Source organism: Limosilactobacillus urinaemulieris, from assembly GCF_014838745.1.
GTDB lineage: Bacteria > Bacillota > Bacilli > Lactobacillales > Lactobacillaceae > Limosilactobacillus > Limosilactobacillus urinaemulieris.
In genome coordinates, this window is sequence record NZ_JABUXR010000005.1 from 105,962 (window position 1) to 122,146 (window position 16,185).

The 16,185-nt window shown below is 40.1% G+C and carries 18 protein-coding genes and 3 pseudogenes; 7 read left to right on the plus strand and 14 right to left on the minus strand.

The features are described 5' to 3' along the window. Positions 1-14 precede the first annotated feature (14 nt). Positions 15-506 (minus strand): annotated as a pseudogene (istB, locus tag HUK45_RS03965) (IS21-like element helper ATPase IstB); the annotation flags it as partial. Between the two features lie 115 nt (positions 507-621). Here istB and HUK45_RS03970 point away from each other — a divergent pair. The 3 genes from HUK45_RS03970 (at position 622) to HUK45_RS03980 (ending at position 4,634) form a co-directional block, all read left to right on the plus strand. After that, the gene (locus HUK45_RS03970; RefSeq protein WP_191911187.1) at positions 622-2,148 is read left to right on the plus strand and encodes a gluconokinase; all 1,527 of its coding nucleotides are present in this window, start codon (positions 622-624) and stop codon (positions 2,146-2,148) included. A gap of 30 nt (positions 2,149-2,178) precedes the next feature. Continuing rightward, positions 2,179-3,522, plus strand: coding sequence for a gluconate:H+ symporter (locus HUK45_RS03975; RefSeq protein WP_191911188.1), 1,344 nt, complete (start codon positions 2,179-2,181; stop codon positions 3,520-3,522). 110 nt (positions 3,523-3,632) lie between these two features. Beyond that, a complete protein-coding gene (locus tag HUK45_RS03980) occupies positions 3,633-4,634 on the plus strand; it encodes a LacI family DNA-binding transcriptional regulator (RefSeq protein WP_191911189.1) in 1,002 nt (333 codons plus the stop codon). A gap of 60 nt (positions 4,635-4,694) precedes the next feature. On the opposite strand, the pseudogene HUK45_RS03985 reads toward HUK45_RS03980, so the two are convergent. The 13 genes and pseudogenes from HUK45_RS03985 to HUK45_RS04045 form a co-directional block, all read right to left on the minus strand. Beyond that, positions 4,695-4,946 (minus strand): annotated as a pseudogene (locus HUK45_RS03985) (ATP-binding protein); the annotation flags it as partial. Continuing rightward, on the minus strand, positions 4,921-6,171 hold the full coding sequence (gene istA / locus HUK45_RS03990) for an IS21 family transposase (RefSeq protein WP_191911190.1): 1,251 nt from the start codon (positions 6,169-6,171) through the stop codon (positions 4,921-4,923). The pseudogene HUK45_RS03985 and the gene istA, both read right to left, overlap by 26 nt. Before the next feature lie 460 nt (positions 6,172-6,631). Then, positions 6,632-6,997 (minus strand): hypothetical protein, encoded by a 366-nt coding sequence (locus tag HUK45_RS03995; RefSeq protein ID WP_191911191.1) that lies wholly within the window; start codon positions 6,995-6,997, stop codon positions 6,632-6,634. 504 nt (positions 6,998-7,501) lie between these two features. Further along, positions 7,502-8,530: a hypothetical protein gene (locus tag HUK45_RS04000; protein ID WP_191911192.1), complete on the minus strand. Its 1,029-nt coding sequence runs from the start codon at positions 8,528-8,530 to the stop codon at positions 7,502-7,504. Next, positions 8,508-8,720, minus strand: coding sequence for a hypothetical protein (locus HUK45_RS04005; RefSeq protein ID WP_191911193.1), 213 nt, complete (start codon positions 8,718-8,720; stop codon positions 8,508-8,510). Before HUK45_RS04005 ends, HUK45_RS04000 begins: the two co-directional genes overlap by 23 nt. After that, positions 8,717-8,956, minus strand: coding sequence for a septum site-determining protein MinC (locus HUK45_RS04010; protein ID WP_191911194.1), 240 nt, complete (start codon positions 8,954-8,956; stop codon positions 8,717-8,719). The genes HUK45_RS04005 and HUK45_RS04010 overlap by 4 nt, the downstream gene beginning before the upstream one ends. 3 nt (positions 8,957-8,959) lie before the next feature. Further along, positions 8,960-9,424, minus strand: a complete 465-nt coding sequence (locus HUK45_RS04015; RefSeq protein WP_191911195.1) for a hypothetical protein — start codon at positions 9,422-9,424, stop codon at positions 8,960-8,962. After that, positions 9,415-9,624: a hypothetical protein gene (locus HUK45_RS04020; RefSeq protein WP_191911196.1), complete on the minus strand. Its 210-nt coding sequence runs from the start codon at positions 9,622-9,624 to the stop codon at positions 9,415-9,417. Before HUK45_RS04020 ends, HUK45_RS04015 begins: the two co-directional genes overlap by 10 nt. A gap of 250 nt (positions 9,625-9,874) precedes the next feature. Then, on the minus strand, positions 9,875-10,105 hold the full coding sequence (locus HUK45_RS04025) for a hypothetical protein (protein ID WP_235971980.1): 231 nt from the start codon (positions 10,103-10,105) through the stop codon (positions 9,875-9,877). A 203-nt stretch (positions 10,106-10,308) separates the two neighbouring features. Next, positions 10,309-10,446 carry a hypothetical protein gene (locus HUK45_RS04030; RefSeq protein WP_191911205.1) on the minus strand — a complete coding sequence of 46 codons (138 nt, stop codon included), beginning with the start codon at positions 10,444-10,446 and terminating at the stop codon, positions 10,309-10,311. 41 nt (positions 10,447-10,487) lie between these two features. Then, positions 10,488-10,772: a helix-turn-helix domain-containing protein gene (locus HUK45_RS04035; protein ID WP_191911197.1), complete on the minus strand. Its 285-nt coding sequence runs from the start codon at positions 10,770-10,772 to the stop codon at positions 10,488-10,490. A 17-nt stretch (positions 10,773-10,789) separates the two neighbouring features. After that, a complete protein-coding gene (locus HUK45_RS04040; RefSeq protein ID WP_191911198.1) occupies positions 10,790-11,410 on the minus strand; it encodes a Rha family transcriptional regulator in 621 nt (206 codons plus the stop codon). A gap of 12 nt (positions 11,411-11,422) precedes the next feature. Next, complete coding sequence (locus HUK45_RS04045) at positions 11,423-11,608, minus strand: helix-turn-helix domain-containing protein (protein WP_191911199.1); 186 nt, start codon at positions 11,606-11,608, stop codon at positions 11,423-11,425. A gap of 162 nt (positions 11,609-11,770) precedes the next feature. Here HUK45_RS04045 and HUK45_RS04050 point away from each other — a divergent pair, with 162 nt between their 5' ends. From HUK45_RS04050 to HUK45_RS04070, 4 genes and pseudogenes are all read left to right on the plus strand, one after another. Beyond that, entirely contained in the window at positions 11,771-12,523 is a 753-nt protein-coding gene (locus tag HUK45_RS04050) for a helix-turn-helix domain-containing protein (protein ID WP_191911200.1), read from the plus strand. Positions 12,524-12,581: 58 nt separating this feature from the next. Beyond that, a complete protein-coding gene (locus HUK45_RS09520; RefSeq protein ID WP_235971982.1) occupies positions 12,582-13,055 on the plus strand; it encodes a hypothetical protein in 474 nt (157 codons plus the stop codon). Between the two features lie 308 nt (positions 13,056-13,363). Further along, positions 13,364-14,452 (plus strand): annotated as a pseudogene (locus HUK45_RS09690) (tyrosine-type recombinase/integrase). Between the two features lie 763 nt (positions 14,453-15,215). After that, on the plus strand, positions 15,216-16,040 hold the full coding sequence (locus HUK45_RS04070; protein WP_191911201.1) for a hypothetical protein: 825 nt from the start codon (positions 15,216-15,218) through the stop codon (positions 16,038-16,040). The last annotated feature ends 145 nt before the right edge of the window (positions 16,041-16,185 follow it).

Below are 16,185 nucleotides of genomic sequence, written 5' to 3' on the forward strand. Positions count from 1 at the left end.
ATAATTTGGGCGGTTTAAGAATTGACCGATGCTAAACGATATGACTTTCCCTTGATCTTAATCACATGTGAATGATAGACAAGACGGTCTAAGATAGCTTCTGCCGTCGCCGTGCTATTGAGAACGGTTCCCCAACTTGATAATGGTACATTGGTCGTTATGATCGTTGATTTACGTTCATAGCGGCCATTTATTAGTTGAAATAATAGTTTGGCTTCATTCGCCGATACTGGTAGATAGCCTAACTCATCAATGATCAATAGATCATACCTTTCATATCGACGCATTACGCGCTCTAAATGTTGCTTTTCTTGAGCTGCCTCTAATCTAAGAATTAATTCATGACAATTTATAAATAATGTGCGCACGCCTTGTCGGCATGCTTCAATGCCGAGTCCAATGGATAGGTGGGTTTTGCCTACACCAGGACTGCCAATAAAGATAATGTTCTCTTGGTTATCCAAAAATGACATGGTCGCAAACTCGGCGATTTGTTGTTGGTTAATTGGTGATTTTATGAAAACGATTTCCTAAAATGTCTTGACGGCGATTACAATTAGCTATATTATGCTTGATGTATCGATAAACTAAAACGCTTACAGTAATAGGAGGGGAAGCATTTTGAATTACTACATTGGTGTTGATGTGGGCACGACCAGTACTAAGGCGGTTCTGTATGACGACCAAGCCCACGTTCTCACAACCAGTAAACAGGGATATACGCTTTATCGTGATCCTAGCGGGATGGCGGAACAAGATCCTGAACAATTAGTGGCCGCAGTGGAAAAAGTAATCCACAACGCGGCGGCTCAAGCTGATTTAAAGCAGGGTCAGCTATTAGCAGTCTCTTTTTCTAGCGCAAATCAAAGTATGATCTTGCTGGACCAGGATTTTCATCCCCAAAGTCGCGTGATGACTTGGGCCGATACGCGGGCCCGCAAAGTAGCGGCTAAGTTAAAGAGTTCAGCTCAAGGTAAGCAAATTTACCTGAAAACCGGGACGCCCATTCACCCGATGTCGCCACTCACTAAGCTGATGTGGCTGCACGAAACAGACGCTGACAAACTTGAGCAAGCGGCCTATATCGGGGATATTAAGTCCTATCTCTTTTACCGCTTGTTCGGGGTCTTTAAGGTCGATATTTCGATCGCTTCATGTACCGGCATGATGAACATTAATTCTGCCGATTGGGATCCGGAAGCATTGCAACTAGCCCATGTACAAGCATCACAATTGCCCAAAATTGTCGCGGGTACCCATCAAGAAGTTGGTCTGCGTCATCAAGCCCAGGTCAAGATGGAAATTCCGGCGGATACCCCGTTTGTCTACGGAGCGTTTGACGGGGCCTTATCTAATTTAGGTGTGGGTGCCTTGTCGCAAGACACAGTTGCCATTACCATCGGCACATCGGCAGCTGTCAGAGTGGTTACCGACCATCCCGTAATCGACCCGCAGCAACGCTTATTCTGCTACGCCGTTGATAATGGTTTATGGGTGATTGGCGGTCCCTTGAATAACGGGGGTGACGTTTTCCAGTGGGCGGTCGAACACCTAGTGGATGCCAGTGCCGTGAAAAATGAAGGCATTGACGCTTATGCCCTGGCCAACGAGGTGATCGCTAACGTACCGGCCGGTTCGTATGGATTAATCTTCAACCCGTACTTGGGTGGCGAAAGAGCACCTTTGTGGAATGCCAACGCTCGGGGAAGCTTCTTTGGCTTATCGCAGCTGCATACTAGAGCTGACATGCTCCGAGCGGTTATGGAAGGTATCTGTATGAACATTAACAGTGTCTTTAAAGCCGTGCGTGAATTGGTTGGCGAACCGAAGAGTGTCACGGCAACCGGTGGTTTTGCTCAGTCGGCTGTTTGGAAGCAAATGTTAGCCGACGTCTTAAATTGCCCGGTGGAAATCCCGCAGTCTTTTGAATCTGGCTGCCTAGCTACGGTAGTAATGGCCATGAAGAGCATCGGCCAGGTCAAGGACTTAGCAATCGTGGATAAATTTATCGGGGATAAAGAAACTTACCAACCGGATGCAGCGATTGCGGCCGTCTACCAACAATACCAGCCAGTGTTTGAACAGGTCGTTACCTTGTTATCACCGCTGTACGGTCGGATTACTGATTTACAACAGGCTAATTCATAAGTTTAATCAACTGAAAGGAGAATTCATCACATGCCCTTACTCATTGTCTTAATCGGGGTTATCTTCCTGATTTTCTTAATCGTTAAACTCAAGCTCAATACTTATGTCTCACTGATTATTACCTCATTTCTGATTGCGTTGCTCTTGAAGGTGCCAATTGCTAAAATTCCGACCACCATTGAAGCCGGGATTGGGAGTCAATTAGGACACCTGGCCATTATCTTCGGTTTCGGTTCGATGCTCGGGGCCCTGGTTTCTGACGCCGGTGGTGGTTACCGGATCGCAACAACTTTGATTGATAAGTTTGGCCGGCGCTGGATTCAGTTAGCAATTATTCTCGCATCCTTTATCATTGGCCTGGCCCTGTTCTTTGAAGTTGGTTTGGTTGTCGTATTGCCAATTGTCTTCATCATTGCCCGGGAATTGGACATGCCACTGATCTACCTGGGAATCCCGATGGCCGCTACTTTGAATGTGACCCACGCCTTCTTGCCACCGCACCCGGCACCGACAGCGATTGCTAACATGCTGCACGCTAACTTAGGGCATGTTTTACTGCTAGGGATTATCGCGGCCATCCCGACCATTATTATTGCCGGCCCGGTATTCAACTGGGTGCTGCACAAGGTTTACCCGCAAGTTTACCGTAAAAACATCGATATTTCCGTTTTAGGTGAATACAAGGAATTTAAGCTGGAAGAAACGCCTGGTTTTGGCATTTCTGTTTTAACCGCGATGATGCCGGTTATCCTGATTGCAATCGGGACGATTTGTTCATTCATTATTCCTAAAACCAATCTGGTCGGTGAATTTATTCAATTTGTTTGTGCTCCAGATGAGGCGATGCTGATTTCGTTGATCTTTGCGATCTTTACCATGGGTCTGCACCGCAACAAGAAGATGGCGGAAATCGAAAATTCCTTAACCGCATCTATTAAGCAGATTGCGCCAATGCTGCTGATTATCGGTGGTGGTGGTGCCTTTAAGCAAGTCTTAGTTGCCGGGGGGATCTCCAAGTACGTTTCTGACTTATTCTTGCACACCCACATGTCACCAATTCTGGCGGCTTGGCTGATTACCGCGGTCCTGCGGGTCTGCCTGGGATCTTCAACCGTTTCCGCTTTGACGGCGGCCGGTTTGATCGCCCCAATGTCACAACAATACGGGTCACAATCCGCGATGGCGGCGCTGATGGTTCTGGCAATCGGTGCTGGTTCAGTCTTTTGTGATCACGTTAACGATGCCGGTTTCTGGATGATCAAGTCTTACTTTGGCCTATCATTGAAAGAAACACTCTTGTCCTGGTCAACCTTGACGTCGGTCTTGGCTCTGGCTGGATTGGGCTCGGTATACTTAATTTCGCTGTTTGTATAATTAAATTAAACAAGCAGGCATTTTGTAGCGAAATGCCTGCTTGTTGTTGATTGATGAAACAATCATCATGAGATAAGATATCAATAGTTTGACTGAAGGGTGGATTTAGATTGAAACATACGACCATATCAGAGGTTGCCCGGGCCGCCGGTGTGTCCAATACGACCGTTTCCCGTTATTTGAACGGTAAATATTCGAAGATGGGGGAGCAGACGAAGCAAAAAATCGCCGCGACCATCAAGCAATTAAATTATGTGCCGGCAGCTTCGGCCCGTCGGTTGCGATCGGCTAAGTCCAACGTGGTGGGAGTATTGGTCGGCGATATCGGTAACCCATTTTCCACCTTGCTGGCCAAAGGGATCGATGACATTTTGCAACCAGCTGGCTATGATATTGTCTTGATGAATACTAATAATAGTTGCGAAACGGAAGCCCGTTCCTTAGAGCGCCTCTATGAACTGCAGGCGGATGGCATTATTGTGCAGCCTGACGCCATTCACTTTGACCAATTTCAAGAATGTATTGACCGGCAGATTCCGCTTGTGCTGGCTGACCGGGGAGTGGTCGACCAGCCGGACACGGTCGGCAAGGTGACTAGTGCCAACATGGATGCTTGCTACCGCTTGGGTAGAGTATTACATGCGCGCCATTACCACAATATTTTGTCGATCAGCGCGCATTTTGCGCAGGCTTCCGGCCAGATTCCCCGGATTGCAGGTTTGAAGGCGACGGCGAAGAACTACGGCATGAATTACTATAATCTAGAAACCAAGGGTCATAATCAGCAATGGCTCAAGCGCAAATTGCAAAATGCACTAGATAACTTAATTGGCAAGACGGTGGTGGTTTCATTGATGGGACCAGTACTGTTTGACTTGCTCGACATCTTTCATGAGTTAGGGATTAATTTTCCCGACGATGTCGGTTTAGTCAGTTTTGATGACTGGAGCTGGTCACGTTATGTGCAAGACGGTATTTACCTGATGCGCCAAGACGTGCAGCTAATGGGGAACGTGGCCGCCCGCAAGTTGCTTATTCAAATTGCGCAGGGGACGATGATGAGCAGTACGACCATCCTGCCGGTTAAGATGGTTGATCGGCCGTCGATCTAGTTAATTTTCACACTTTGGTGAATTTCATGGCTCATTATCAATACCGATTGACAATGAGCCGTTAATTGAAGGTTGAAACTGGTAGTTAAAGTCATTAAGCCGTTTGACGACAGGGAAGCGAGCCCGCTTTATCCTTCGCTTTAAGCTTTCCTGTTGTTGATAGGTAATCTCATTATCAGTTAATTCTAATAGAGCTTCACTAAAACTAATTTGGCTGTCGTTGACTTGTTGTCGATAATCAGCAATTGATGCAGCCATATTATGTAAATTTAACTTCGTTAAATTGTCAATTAATCTTTGGTATTGATTCATTTTGCTTCCCAATCTGATCATAAATACTAAGGTTGCTATGCATGTAATGGTTAATTTCTTCGTCTGTTTTATCTGCCATCAAATCGCTTCTAAGAATGGCGCGTTTATCATGTGGATCATAATTAAATTGCTTATCGGTTAAATCGTGTTTCTGAATTTCAAAGCCCTGATAAAAAATACGAATAGCTTTACCATCAGTAGTCGGTTTAATTTCAACCTCTTTTCCGATATAATTAGGGGAAACAGAGTATTGATGGTTTTGAAATCTAATCATTGAATCTTGCGATACTTTTCTGGTTTGGACGCTGTTAAAGTATCTTGTGAGGTCATAGTTGAGAGACCGGAAATGCTCTTTTTCTTTTGCCCATAATTCAACTGGCTTTTGGTTATTGCTTTGTGATTTCTCATGATTAAGCCGTTTAGCCAACCGATTAATGATATTGTTCAAATCATTGATAGTACTGAATTCTCCGTCATAGGGCTTCAAGCGTCCCATTGTTCTTGCTAAGGCCTCAACGCAACCCTTAGTTTGCGGTCTAAATGGCCGACAAGCAATTGAATGGAATCCCGCATCATGACTAAATGATAAAAAGCGTTCGTTGAATCGATGATGATGGAAGTCACTTAACTTATGGTCAACGACAGTTGACATATTATCAAACCAGATTTCTTTAGGAATTCCACCCGTAGCTTTAAAGGCTTCAAATAAACATTTGAATAAAGTGTCCTGCTTCTGATCTAAGGTTAGCTTTAAAAACTTAAACTTAGAATAAGGCAACACATACAAGAAAATACTGAAGGTATGTGGAACACCATTCCGATCAGTCATAGTAACTTGTTCTTTCCAGTCGACTTGAGCACTTAAGCCAATCGTATGCTCAACTCTAATCGTTGCTTTCTTAGTTTGTGCTTTACGAAAACGACGACAATAATCTTTAACGATGGTGTATTTGTCAGTAAAGCCTTTTTCAACGATGAAGTCATAAATCGATCTAGCGGAACAGCCAGCAGTGTATTTATCCTCAATCATGTCTTGATATTCATCTAGCTTACTGCGACGGCTTCGTCGCTTCCTAACAATTGTTGGTTCACCGCTTTGAGCTCTCAAATATGCGGCTTTTACAGTTCGTGGATCAACGCCATACTGTCGTGCAACAGCGGAGTAATTTGGTTTTATTTGCTCTACCACAAAATATCTCATCCTTTCGTAAACTTCTTTTCGCATACTCATCATTTCCTCAAGAGATTGATAAAGTGAGTATACAAAAGATGTAGGAAAACCGACAATTTTAAACCGCCGATTTCCTACATCTTATAACCGCCCTCTACAATTAAATCAATGGCTGCAGCTAACAAGTCATAAGCAATCATAATCAACTACGAATTAATTAAAAAAGTAGTGTTTTGTGAGGTTCTAGTGTCTGTACTTAATAACCAGTAAAGCAATGATAATCACTGCAATAACTGTGATTAGTTCATACAGCCACCAGGTGGAATCAAAGAATAAAATCATGTAATCAACTCCAATCTAACTACGAATTATAAAAGAATACCAACATTTATTAGCATTCTTTTAACTACAAACATCCCCGATAATGTACAATTTTGTACAATGATTTCTAATCAAGATTGCTGTTATATCAGCTTTTTAGATGGATTGATAAATTGTACATTGCATGGAATAACTATCGCTTAATTATCCCGATGTTCTTGTATGCAGTTGTTACTTTGTTCTGGTAGTAACCAGCATAAAAGCGGTGGTGTTTCTGATAAACAAAACCTAACAGTTCCATGTTGTGCTTAAATTGTCGATTGCTTAGCGGTGTTAAGTCCTGCTGATAGCAATAATCTAAGTAGTGATTATAAATAACCCGACTAGCAACATATAAGCGCCGATCCTTTTTGATGTTGTCAGAGAATACGAAATTAACAACTGTTGGATCTGCTTTATCCTTGTTTCTCACTCTGAAATGATAATCTTTTTTACTGTCAACCATCCACTGGGCTAGGGTTCGTTTACTTGTAACATATCTACCACGATACCAACTCATTTGCTTTCATCTCCCTTAAACACGATACAGTGAACATTAAAATCACCTCAATTTTTTCTATATGCTCTAATTTTCGTTTTAAAGCCGTCTAAGGCGTTTTAGCTTGTAAATGATTAATTATATTAGTTTCCTGTTAATCGTTTTAAAACGTGGCTCTATTTTTAAAATAAACGTATGTTCTGAATGTTAGCAACGGTTAACATTAAAAATTAAAATAATCATCTACAATTCTGCTTCCTTTTCCGTCCAATAAATAAAAGTATCCCCTTGATATCGTTGATATATCAATGATTAGGGGATGTTAGTATTTAGCGGTCTTACTTGTCCTAATGCATTGGGTCAATTAGTCACAATCGAAAAACCAAAATAGGGCAATGCATCATTACGCCTTTTTTCGGAGCGTCAGCAATGTCAGCATGGCTTTTTTATGGTGCGCCCTAACCGCCCTTTTATAGGCTGTCTAATCTGTCTGTCTCTGGTTATTGAGTATTCTAACTAGGGTATTTAGCGAGGTAGCGCCTGCTTAATGCTCTCTGATAGGTGATTGACCATTAGGCTTTTAACAGCGCTGTTCGTCAGTTGTTGTCCTGCACTATCGATCGCCAATTGATCAATGGCATCCTGAATGTAATTGGGCTTGTACTGATTGAGCAAGTTATCAAAAAGCATTCTCAATCGTTCATCATCAACGGGTAGACTAACATTAAAATTCTGGTTCATTATGTTCATGAGTTCTGCTATTTCTTTATTTTCTGAAGGGGTATTCAAGTTTTCTTTAATAGGGGGTAAGTCGTGATTATCGCTGTTGTTATTGGCACTTACTCCACTAAGTTCTCCATTCTCACTAGTAGCATTATTATACTTAGTTGAAGTAGAAATGTTAGATGAAGAATCTTTCCCCATACCCCCATTAGAAGATCTTTGTTGGGTGGTAGGTACTTGATCTTGATCTTGATCTTTACTTGTCTGATCTTGCCTGATCTGATCTCTACTACTCTTACCTAAACTATTACTATACTGATCTATACTAGGAATACCTTTTGTAATCTTTTTGTTTACATCATGTTTACCGTTCGTAACCTTTTTGTTTACCATAGCCGATAAACGTTGCTGTTGTAATGATTTGAGGCTAATCTTGCGACTGCGGTTTTTGTTCTCTACCCAATCATCTAATGGCAAAGCGATATTTTTGTCTTGTGAGTTTATCGTGTATTGAAAATCGATCTTGATAAATACTTTACTAGACAAGTTTAAAAAGTTTGTCCGTTTGTAGTGAGTTAGAACTTGTAAATTTAACCAGTCAGTAATCAGATACACCCCATCAAAATTGATGATAAATCCAGCTTGTTCTAATTCTTGGTAATTCTCATCTGTGGCTTTATCTATTAGATTAATTAGTGAGGTATCAGAGCAAAAACCATCATCATCTGCATACAAAACTAAATCATCATAAAGAATTTTACTGGTAGGCGATAAAGTTAAAAATTTACCGTCTTGGTGGATGGCTTTACTAATCATTCTTCTTTGAGCCATTGGCTTCGTCCCCCTCGTGATAAACGTTAGTTACTTGAATCATATTAAACGGAATTAACAAGCCGTTTTCTTTGTTTAGGTAATAAGGAACGTGTTCACGCCAATATATCCGCTTGTTTATTTCGGATCCACTAGCAAAATCATTCAAGATTAGATCACCCGTTGCATTCATTGCTTGAAGTAATTTCATCCTTCCCACTCCTTTGTTACGTTAATGATTCCTGAATCTTCGTCAATTTTGATCCAGCCAAGTTCTCTAAGCTCTGCAAATGGTCTACTGTCTATTTTTAGGATCATCATAATTAGTTCACTGCAATAAACCAGGTTGTCTTTGTCCTTGTAGGCGTTGAGGTACAGATAAAGTAATTTAGCGTTATTAGTTAAGGTGTAAAAGTCGTCTGTTTCTAAAAAGTCTTTGAGTTTCATCGTTCATCTCTCCAGATTGCTGTAATGTAATTGACCATCAACAAATAATTTAGTCAGCTCTGTGAGCTGTCTAAGCGTTTCTTGGTCGTTGTTGGTTACTTGCTTAATTCGATTGATTAGTTGCTGTCGCTCTGGTTCCTGCTCCTTGCTGTGGGGCAAATAATCATCGTTGCCAATTGACTTCATGATGAAATACAGTTGAACGGTGCTTCTATTGCTGTTGTGAGCTAACAGCGACAGCATGGAATAAAGATCACCTTTGAACCCGTCAAGGTAAGTTAAGTACGTATGCACCTGTTTAATATCATCGCCAACGAACTCGCCGATCCGCTTTGCGATACTGGTTGGCTCTTTGCCGTTGTCTGGGTCGTTAAGATACGAATACCAAGACAGCAAGGCAAGGTAAGCTGTTTTAATATCCCAACGTTCACGGTGCCCGTTTGGGGCGGTAAGGGTTACTAATTGCATGAATGTTCACCGTCCTTTTCAATAACGCTTGCTGAATCAATAATCTTTTTAAGTTGATCAGCAACTGCATTAAAACGGGTGTCAGTTATTGTCTTAGCATTGCTTACTAGCTTAGTTGACAACTCGCCCTTAATAACGACTAGTGCCTTATTTCCTTTGTGGTCGTCCGCTAAAATAAATTTGTAATTATCGCTATTCATTGTCTTATTCCTCCAGTTATTGGGGATGTTGTCCCCGTGATTGATTGAAAGTTACGTGTTAGAATAAGCAAGCAACGGAAAGCCCCGTTGTGCTTATTGTTTAGGCTGTTAAATGCTAACTGATTTGGTCGTTGGGTAGCATTTGACGGCTTTTTTATTTTGTCTGAGCATTATTCCTTGTTCTCCAATTCAACATTACCGATTACCTGTGCCCGCTTACTCATCATCGCTATTTGAGATGTAAGCGGTGCTAGGGCTTGTTTACGTTCATCATCGTTTTAATGATGTAGTAGCCGTTAGGGTGCTTATATCGTGCGCCAATTGGAACGTGGTGCAATACGCTTAAGCGATAAATAATCCCCCGTACTTCACGGCTTTTAAGTCCTGATAGCTTCACTAATTCTTTCAGTGGTTTAGGGCGGTCAATTCCTTTTGGTAGTAGGTCATAAATTGCTTTTTCGTCTTTGTCTAAATGCTCCATTTAGTTCATTCCTTTCAGCAGCTTTTTAAGTTCTGTTAAGTCGTTAATGCTTTCAGTAATTAACGCTAACGGACTTTGTTCTTTGCCGTTAATGTAACTTTTTGCATTGCCTTTTAGCGTTGCAATGTTGCCCTCAACTTCGTTTAATAAGGCGTTCTTGAGTGATTAATCATCTTTATTTAATTTCATGCTGTGTATCTCCTTTATTTGATTAACTGTGTGATTGCATCAAGTATCAGAACAGCAACGGGCAAGCTCGCAAGGTAAGCCCACAAGCGATCCTCTGGTGCTGTGTTCCAGTACGCTAATATGTGTCTGTCAATGGTGACTAGTAGCTTCATAAAATAAGCCCCTCTCATTCATTCCACGTTGGCAAGCCGTGTTATTTGTTTAATCTATGTTGTTGCATCCAATCATCTAAATCGGTGCGCTTATATCGCTGAATCCCGTCAATCACGATAATAGGGATGTCGTTGTATTTGGCTTCCCAATCAAGCAAGGTCTTAGATGAAATGTGTAAATACTTAGTGGCTTCAGTCTTATTCAAGTAAGGTGGAAAGCTATTTTTTATTTCAAACTCTTTCACTGCCCTATTCAGTGAATCAGCGATCATTTTCTTGGTTGCTTCCTGCAAGTCGTTTGGCAACTGCACTTTTAAGCTTTCCATTTCATCATCTCCAATCATTAGGCAAGGAGCAAAACACCTTTTACTTCGTCCCACGTCTTATTGAGCCCCACAAGACCAATAGCGATATTTTCTAGTTGCTTATATCGTTCTTGTTCCTTAACGGTTAGACCATCAAGGGCGGTCTTAACATGTCGCTGTTTCTTGATTTGCTGTGCTGTTAAACCAGTAGCACGCTTCAATAAAAGCTGGGTCATGTTGATGTAAATGTGTCTTGGGGCTTGTTGCCATTCCTTGATTGCATCCGTTAACGATTTTCGCTGGGGCTTTTCAATTGCTCTGTTGATTTGTCGTTGGGTTAGCTCCTGCTTCATGCGATAGAACTCATGAACTAGGTTCTTTTTGAATTGATTAACCTCTGGTGTGTTGTCTAGGTAAGTAATCAGTAAAGTGGCTTGTTGTTCGTTAAGGTGGTAGGTCTTTTGCGGTCGTCCACCTTTTGAACCTTTAAGAGGTTTAGTCATTTCAAATGACAAAACTCCAAAATCTTCAAAATCCTTTTTGTGGTTGTAAATAATCACTTTTACAGAGTGAAGATTATTTTTACTGCATTCTGCGATGATCTTGTCTGTTGTATACGGCTCTTCATTCAAGCCGTGCATGAAAACTAAATCGTTCATTCAAACATCCCCTTACTTGTCCTGTGTTGCTACGACACGATGATCTGCCATGAACTTATCAATGTCAGACTTACTAATCCGCTTTGACTTGCCTACTTGGATAGTGGGTAAGCCTTGCTTGATGTATTCAGTTAAAGTTCTAGGAGCTGTGAACCCCATGTAGTTCATTGCTTGTTTGTAGCTAAAATATTCAGTCATTAGTAACACCTCCTAACAAGAACTTAGTACATTTTGAACTATATGCTTGTTATAAAAGATAATAAAATAAAATAACAAGTATGTAAAGCAAATTGTTATTAATACTTGTTATTTAAATTTATTCCTTTATTATTATATTTAAGGATCGAGGTGTAATGCTAATTGCTACAGTTAGATTTAAGAAGAATAATGGATAGAGAACATTTGTCTATACAAGAAGTATATGAGGGTACCGGAATATCTCGGAATACAATTTCTCAGCTGTATAACGGTAAGAGTAAGGGTATACAATTTGAGACTTTAACTAAATTGGTTGAGTACTTAGATGTTGAACCAGAGGAACTATTTACGGAAAAAGTAGAATATACAAGATTAGAACCGTCGATTGAGTTAGAAGATGTTGTAAATAAAGTACACGGTTTACAAGATATTAATAAAGCTTTAGAGGAGGATAATCTTGTAGCGCTTATAGGCTTTTCAAACCCTATTCATAATACTGAAAAATATAGAGTCCTTGATTTTAAAATTCCTGTATTTTTAGCCTATGATAGCGTTAATGATAATCTGGCTTTTTTTACCGATGAAGAACTAGTAGCAGATTATGACGCTGATTATGACTTTTTTCATGGTGATGATGGCTACTACGAAACAGCTAATAAGATAAGCAAATTTGTAGCTAAAAATAGTGCTGGAAAAATTGAAAATATATTTGCTCAAACCATATCTGAATTAACAAAGGCTTTTAATTTTAATACCTATTCAGAATTTATTGGGTATAGTTGTTCCTTTGGTGGTGTCGTTAATTATTTATGGAACTCAAATACTTTACTTAATAAAGATAATTATAAGAAATACATAAATGCTAAATATCCAAGCCTTGCTGACCAACATTCTCATTTGTTTAGGTATTTTTAGCCATGTTTAGGTGTATACGTCCAACCGTGATTGACGTTAAAAGCAACTAGGAGGAAACATGAAAAAGATAGGTTTAATCTGTGCTACTGCGCTGTTGGTGATGAGCTTAACGGCTTGCGGTAGTCAATCAACTAAAAAGGCTTCTAGTTCCAGTAAAGCTAGTTCTAGCAAGGTGGTTAAGCACCATAAGAAAGCTAATAAGCATTCAGAAAAGAAACAAGAATCGGCTTCCAGTAATTCCAGCTCTGTTGCTAGTTCTTCAAGTCAACAATCACAATCAACTGGTAACGGTCAGTTATCACAAGGCGAGATTAACCGTCAACGTGGTTACGATCCTAACGGTAACCCACTGTTACCAGGACAAGATTATGCAGCCGGATCTAATCCAGATGGTTCACCTGATGCGTGGGTTCAAGGGCAAATAGACTGGGCTAAGCAAAACGGATATTTAAACCCAGACGGTTCAGAGACACAAAAGGGAATTGAAGCAGATCAAGAAGTAGAACGAGACTCTCAACCTGGAATGCCTTAAAAATTAGATAGCTGAATATAGTTAATACATAGCTGTCTAAATCATCCCCCAACTGCTGGGGATGTTAAAAGCGTTAAAAAGCGTGTGAAAGCGTCAAAAATTTAATGCAATTTAACGCTACTAATATCACCACTGTTATCCCCACTAATAACACTACTCCCAATTTTGGAACGTCTCCCCAAAATTGGGGTCAGTCATTTTAACTTCAAAGCCGGAATCTTAACAACATTTGAACAACTCAATACATAAAATAAACACCTCTCAAATTCCACGTTGGCAAGCTGTGCGAAAAGGAAGAGGTAATTTTTATGAGTTATGCGAAAAAAGCTAAAAAAGGCTATTACGGTATAGCAGAATACAGAGACCAAGACGGGAAGCGACACCAGAAATCAATTGGCTGTTTTAAGTTGAAGCGTGAAGCACTGGTTGAAGCTAGTAAGCTAGAAAAAGAGTTAGCGTCTATTAACATGGTGCTGAAAGATGTAACACTAGTTGATTACTTCAATCGATGGTTTGAGTTATACAAGGCTAATAAAGCCCAAAGTTCAAGCGCCCGTAACCAGTACAGAATCATGGTTAAAATGATTACTAAATACTGGGGTAATACTCAACTGCGGGATATTAGGTGGTCTGATTATCAAGCATTCATTAACTGGTACGGTAGCAATCACGCTTACAAGTCAGTTAGCAAGTTGAACGGGGCGATTAGGTCGGCTGTTGGTTATGCGATTGATGATGATGTACTAACAAAAGACTTCACTCATAACGTTAACGTCACTTACAATCGCAATAGGAAGCGTAAGGTGGACTATTTAACCAATGATGAGTTACAAACCCTTAAAAAGGCGGTGCTGTGTAAGCTCTCACCGTACAATACAAGCCGTTACATGATATTAACGGCTAATTTATACGGGAATGCGCAAAAGTGAAGTACAGGCGCTCACGTGGAAAGATATAGACTTTCTGCATTCCACTATTTCAGTCAATAAATCGTGGGATGAAAAGAAAAAAGCCTTTAAGCCCACTAAAACAGAATCAAGCAATCGAACGGTTAAGGTCAACCGTGAGTTGCTGAAGCATTTAGCGGACTTAAAAGCTAATAATAGTGTTATGGTCTTTCAAAACGTATTAGGGACAATCCCAACTAGTAACGCCCTTAATAAGTGTCTACGGTCTATTATGACCGACTGCGGTATTAATAAGCAAGGCTTTCATTTTCACTCATTACGTCACGTTCATGTAGCCTATCTACTTGGCAAGGGTGTAGATATTTATGCAATCAGTAAGCGATTAGGTCATTCAAATATCACGGTAACACTTAACACTTATTCATATTTGATTGATGAATTTAAGGCGAAAATGATACCTTGATTATTGATAAATTGGCTGAATTATAGAAATATGCGGAAACACTGCGGGAAAATGAAAAGTGAAACGTTGTTATATCAACGTTTGTAGGGGATGTTATATCCTCGTGCGGGTGATTTTTTAGTTTTAAATTGTTTGCGATCGCGTCCAAAACGTTGATATAAAGCCATTTTTAATTTTAGGTTTACACTATAAAACACTATTTTTAATCAATTCTGCGGAAAAACATAACCGCTTGTCGGCATGGTAGATCACTGGTTTAGTGGTCTTTTTATTTACTTGCGGAAATATCCGTTCAGTTCTCTTTTAGGGTGTCTGAATTGTCGGAAATACATAATCATCCCCAACAATTGCTATCTAAAACAGTCATAAAATTAGCGCTTGCGTGCAAGATGCCTGTAATGTGTACGCGCTTTTTGAGATGAATAGAGTGGTGGGGGATGGTATAATCATTCTGATTTGCTTTCCTGATAGCCATGTTATTACTTTCTCTCAATCTTAAACTCAATTAATTTTTTGCGCTTGTCTTTTGGGGTATGTAACCACGTTTTGAACTTCTCAATATCTTGCTTCTAGAGGGCTATGTACACCTATGACAATAGTAACGTGTTTATTTTTTGATTGATATTTAAAGCGCAAGGGTATTAAGCTAAATTCAACTGAGAAAGCTTTCACTGAGCGCTCTTTTGAATTTCACAATTATTTTAATGAAAATGATTAAGAATAATGGTGAAACGTGTTACACTAAGATAGTGTTATTTTTAAATTTGCAAAATAAATGGTGTTTTAATTATGAATTTAAAAAATGTACTTATAATTGTTGGGGTAATTGCACTAATCTTGTTAATTATCCAGTATGTTGGGCAAGTTAGACGAATGCGCCAAGGCGATAATTTTGTTAGTCGCGGTCGAGCATTTGTTAACTGGTTATTGTTGTTCATTATTATTGGTAGTATTGGTGGGACTGTCTATGCAGATCACCACTCAAAGGCGGATTCTGATATAACAGAAACTAAGGCAATCACCAATGATAATGACGAGGAAGCTGACCAGGTTTATATTAACTTCGATAAGAAGAAGGCGCGGTTGAATAGTGATGGTGTAGCACCGATGAAAATTATTGTTTCACCAAATACAAAGGTGAAAATCGTTGGTCATGATACCGGTAAAGTTTACAAGACCTTCAAGGCGGAAAAGAGTGACGGTCCTGTAACGATTAAGTATGACTTTGAATATGCCGCTAAGTATGACATTATCGCAACTCGTGGTGATAAGAAGGTTAAGAAGACCATTACAATTAAGGAACAAAAGAATGATTCATCATCTTCTTCATCCTCGTCCGTTGCAAGTAGTTCTAGCTCTTCTAGCAGCTCGTCTTCTAGTCATAGCTCATCTCATTCTTCAAGCAGTAATTCCAATAATAGCGGGAACAATAATGCTGGTGGAAATAATAATTCCGGAGCATCTTATAATGGCGGCGGTAGTAGTTACCGTGGTAATACAGGTGGCGGCTATACACCATCCCACTCTTATAATGGTGGTGGCCATACTGGTGGCGGTAGTACCATTAGTAATCAACCGACAATTAGTACCCAGCCAACTATTGGTAACCAATAATTACGTTTTTTATTGAGACTATTAAAGGGGCTGTGACATAAGTCCCTAATAATAAGCGGAGTTAGATGAAATCTTCGGATTTCATTTAACTCCGTTTTCCTTTAAAATATATGTTAGTAAAAGAAAAAGACACCGACCAGCCCGT

What these genes read in the sequence shown, in the direction of transcription:
- HUK45_RS04020 (WP_191911196.1), bottom strand. Translation starts at nt 9,624, where the DNA reads ATGAATAGCGATAATTACAAATTTATTTTAGCGGACGACCACAAAGGA.
- HUK45_RS04000 (WP_191911192.1), bottom strand. Translation starts at nt 8,530, where the DNA reads ATGGCTCAAAGAAGAATGATTAGTAAAGCCATCCACCAAGACGGTAAA.
- HUK45_RS04005 (WP_191911193.1), bottom strand. Translation starts at nt 8,720, where the DNA reads ATGAAATTACTTCAAGCAATGAATGCAACGGGTGATCTAATCTTGAAT.
- HUK45_RS04045 (WP_191911199.1), bottom strand. Translation starts at nt 11,608, where the DNA reads ATGACTGAATATTTTAGCTACAAACAAGCAATGAACTACATGGGGTTC.
- HUK45_RS04010 (WP_191911194.1), bottom strand. Translation starts at nt 8,956, where the DNA reads ATGAAACTCAAAGACTTTTTAGAAACAGACGACTTTTACACCTTAACT.
- HUK45_RS04070 (WP_191911201.1), top strand. Translation starts at nt 15,216, where the DNA reads ATGAATTTAAAAAATGTACTTATAATTGTTGGGGTAATTGCACTAATC.
- HUK45_RS04040 (WP_191911198.1), bottom strand. Translation starts at nt 11,410, where the DNA reads ATGAACGATTTAGTTTTCATGCACGGCTTGAATGAAGAGCCGTATACA.
- istA (WP_191911190.1), bottom strand. Translation starts at nt 6,171, where the DNA reads ATGCGAAAAGAAGTTTACGAAAGGATGAGATATTTTGTGGTAGAGCAA.
- HUK45_RS04035 (WP_191911197.1), bottom strand. Translation starts at nt 10,772, where the DNA reads ATGGAAAGCTTAAAAGTGCAGTTGCCAAACGACTTGCAGGAAGCAACC.
- HUK45_RS04030 (WP_191911205.1), bottom strand. Translation starts at nt 10,446, where the DNA reads ATGAAGCTACTAGTCACCATTGACAGACACATATTAGCGTACTGGAAC.
- HUK45_RS03995 (WP_191911191.1), bottom strand. Translation starts at nt 6,997, where the DNA reads ATGAGTTGGTATCGTGGTAGATATGTTACAAGTAAACGAACCCTAGCC.
- HUK45_RS03975 (WP_191911188.1), top strand. Translation starts at nt 2,179, where the DNA reads ATGCCCTTACTCATTGTCTTAATCGGGGTTATCTTCCTGATTTTCTTA.
- HUK45_RS04015 (WP_191911195.1), bottom strand. Translation starts at nt 9,424, where the DNA reads ATGCAATTAGTAACCCTTACCGCCCCAAACGGGCACCGTGAACGTTGG.
- HUK45_RS09520 (WP_235971982.1), top strand. Translation starts at nt 12,582, where the DNA reads ATGAAAAAGATAGGTTTAATCTGTGCTACTGCGCTGTTGGTGATGAGC.
- HUK45_RS04025 (WP_235971980.1), bottom strand. Translation starts at nt 10,105, where the DNA reads ATGGAGCATTTAGACAAAGACGAAAAAGCAATTTATGACCTACTACCA.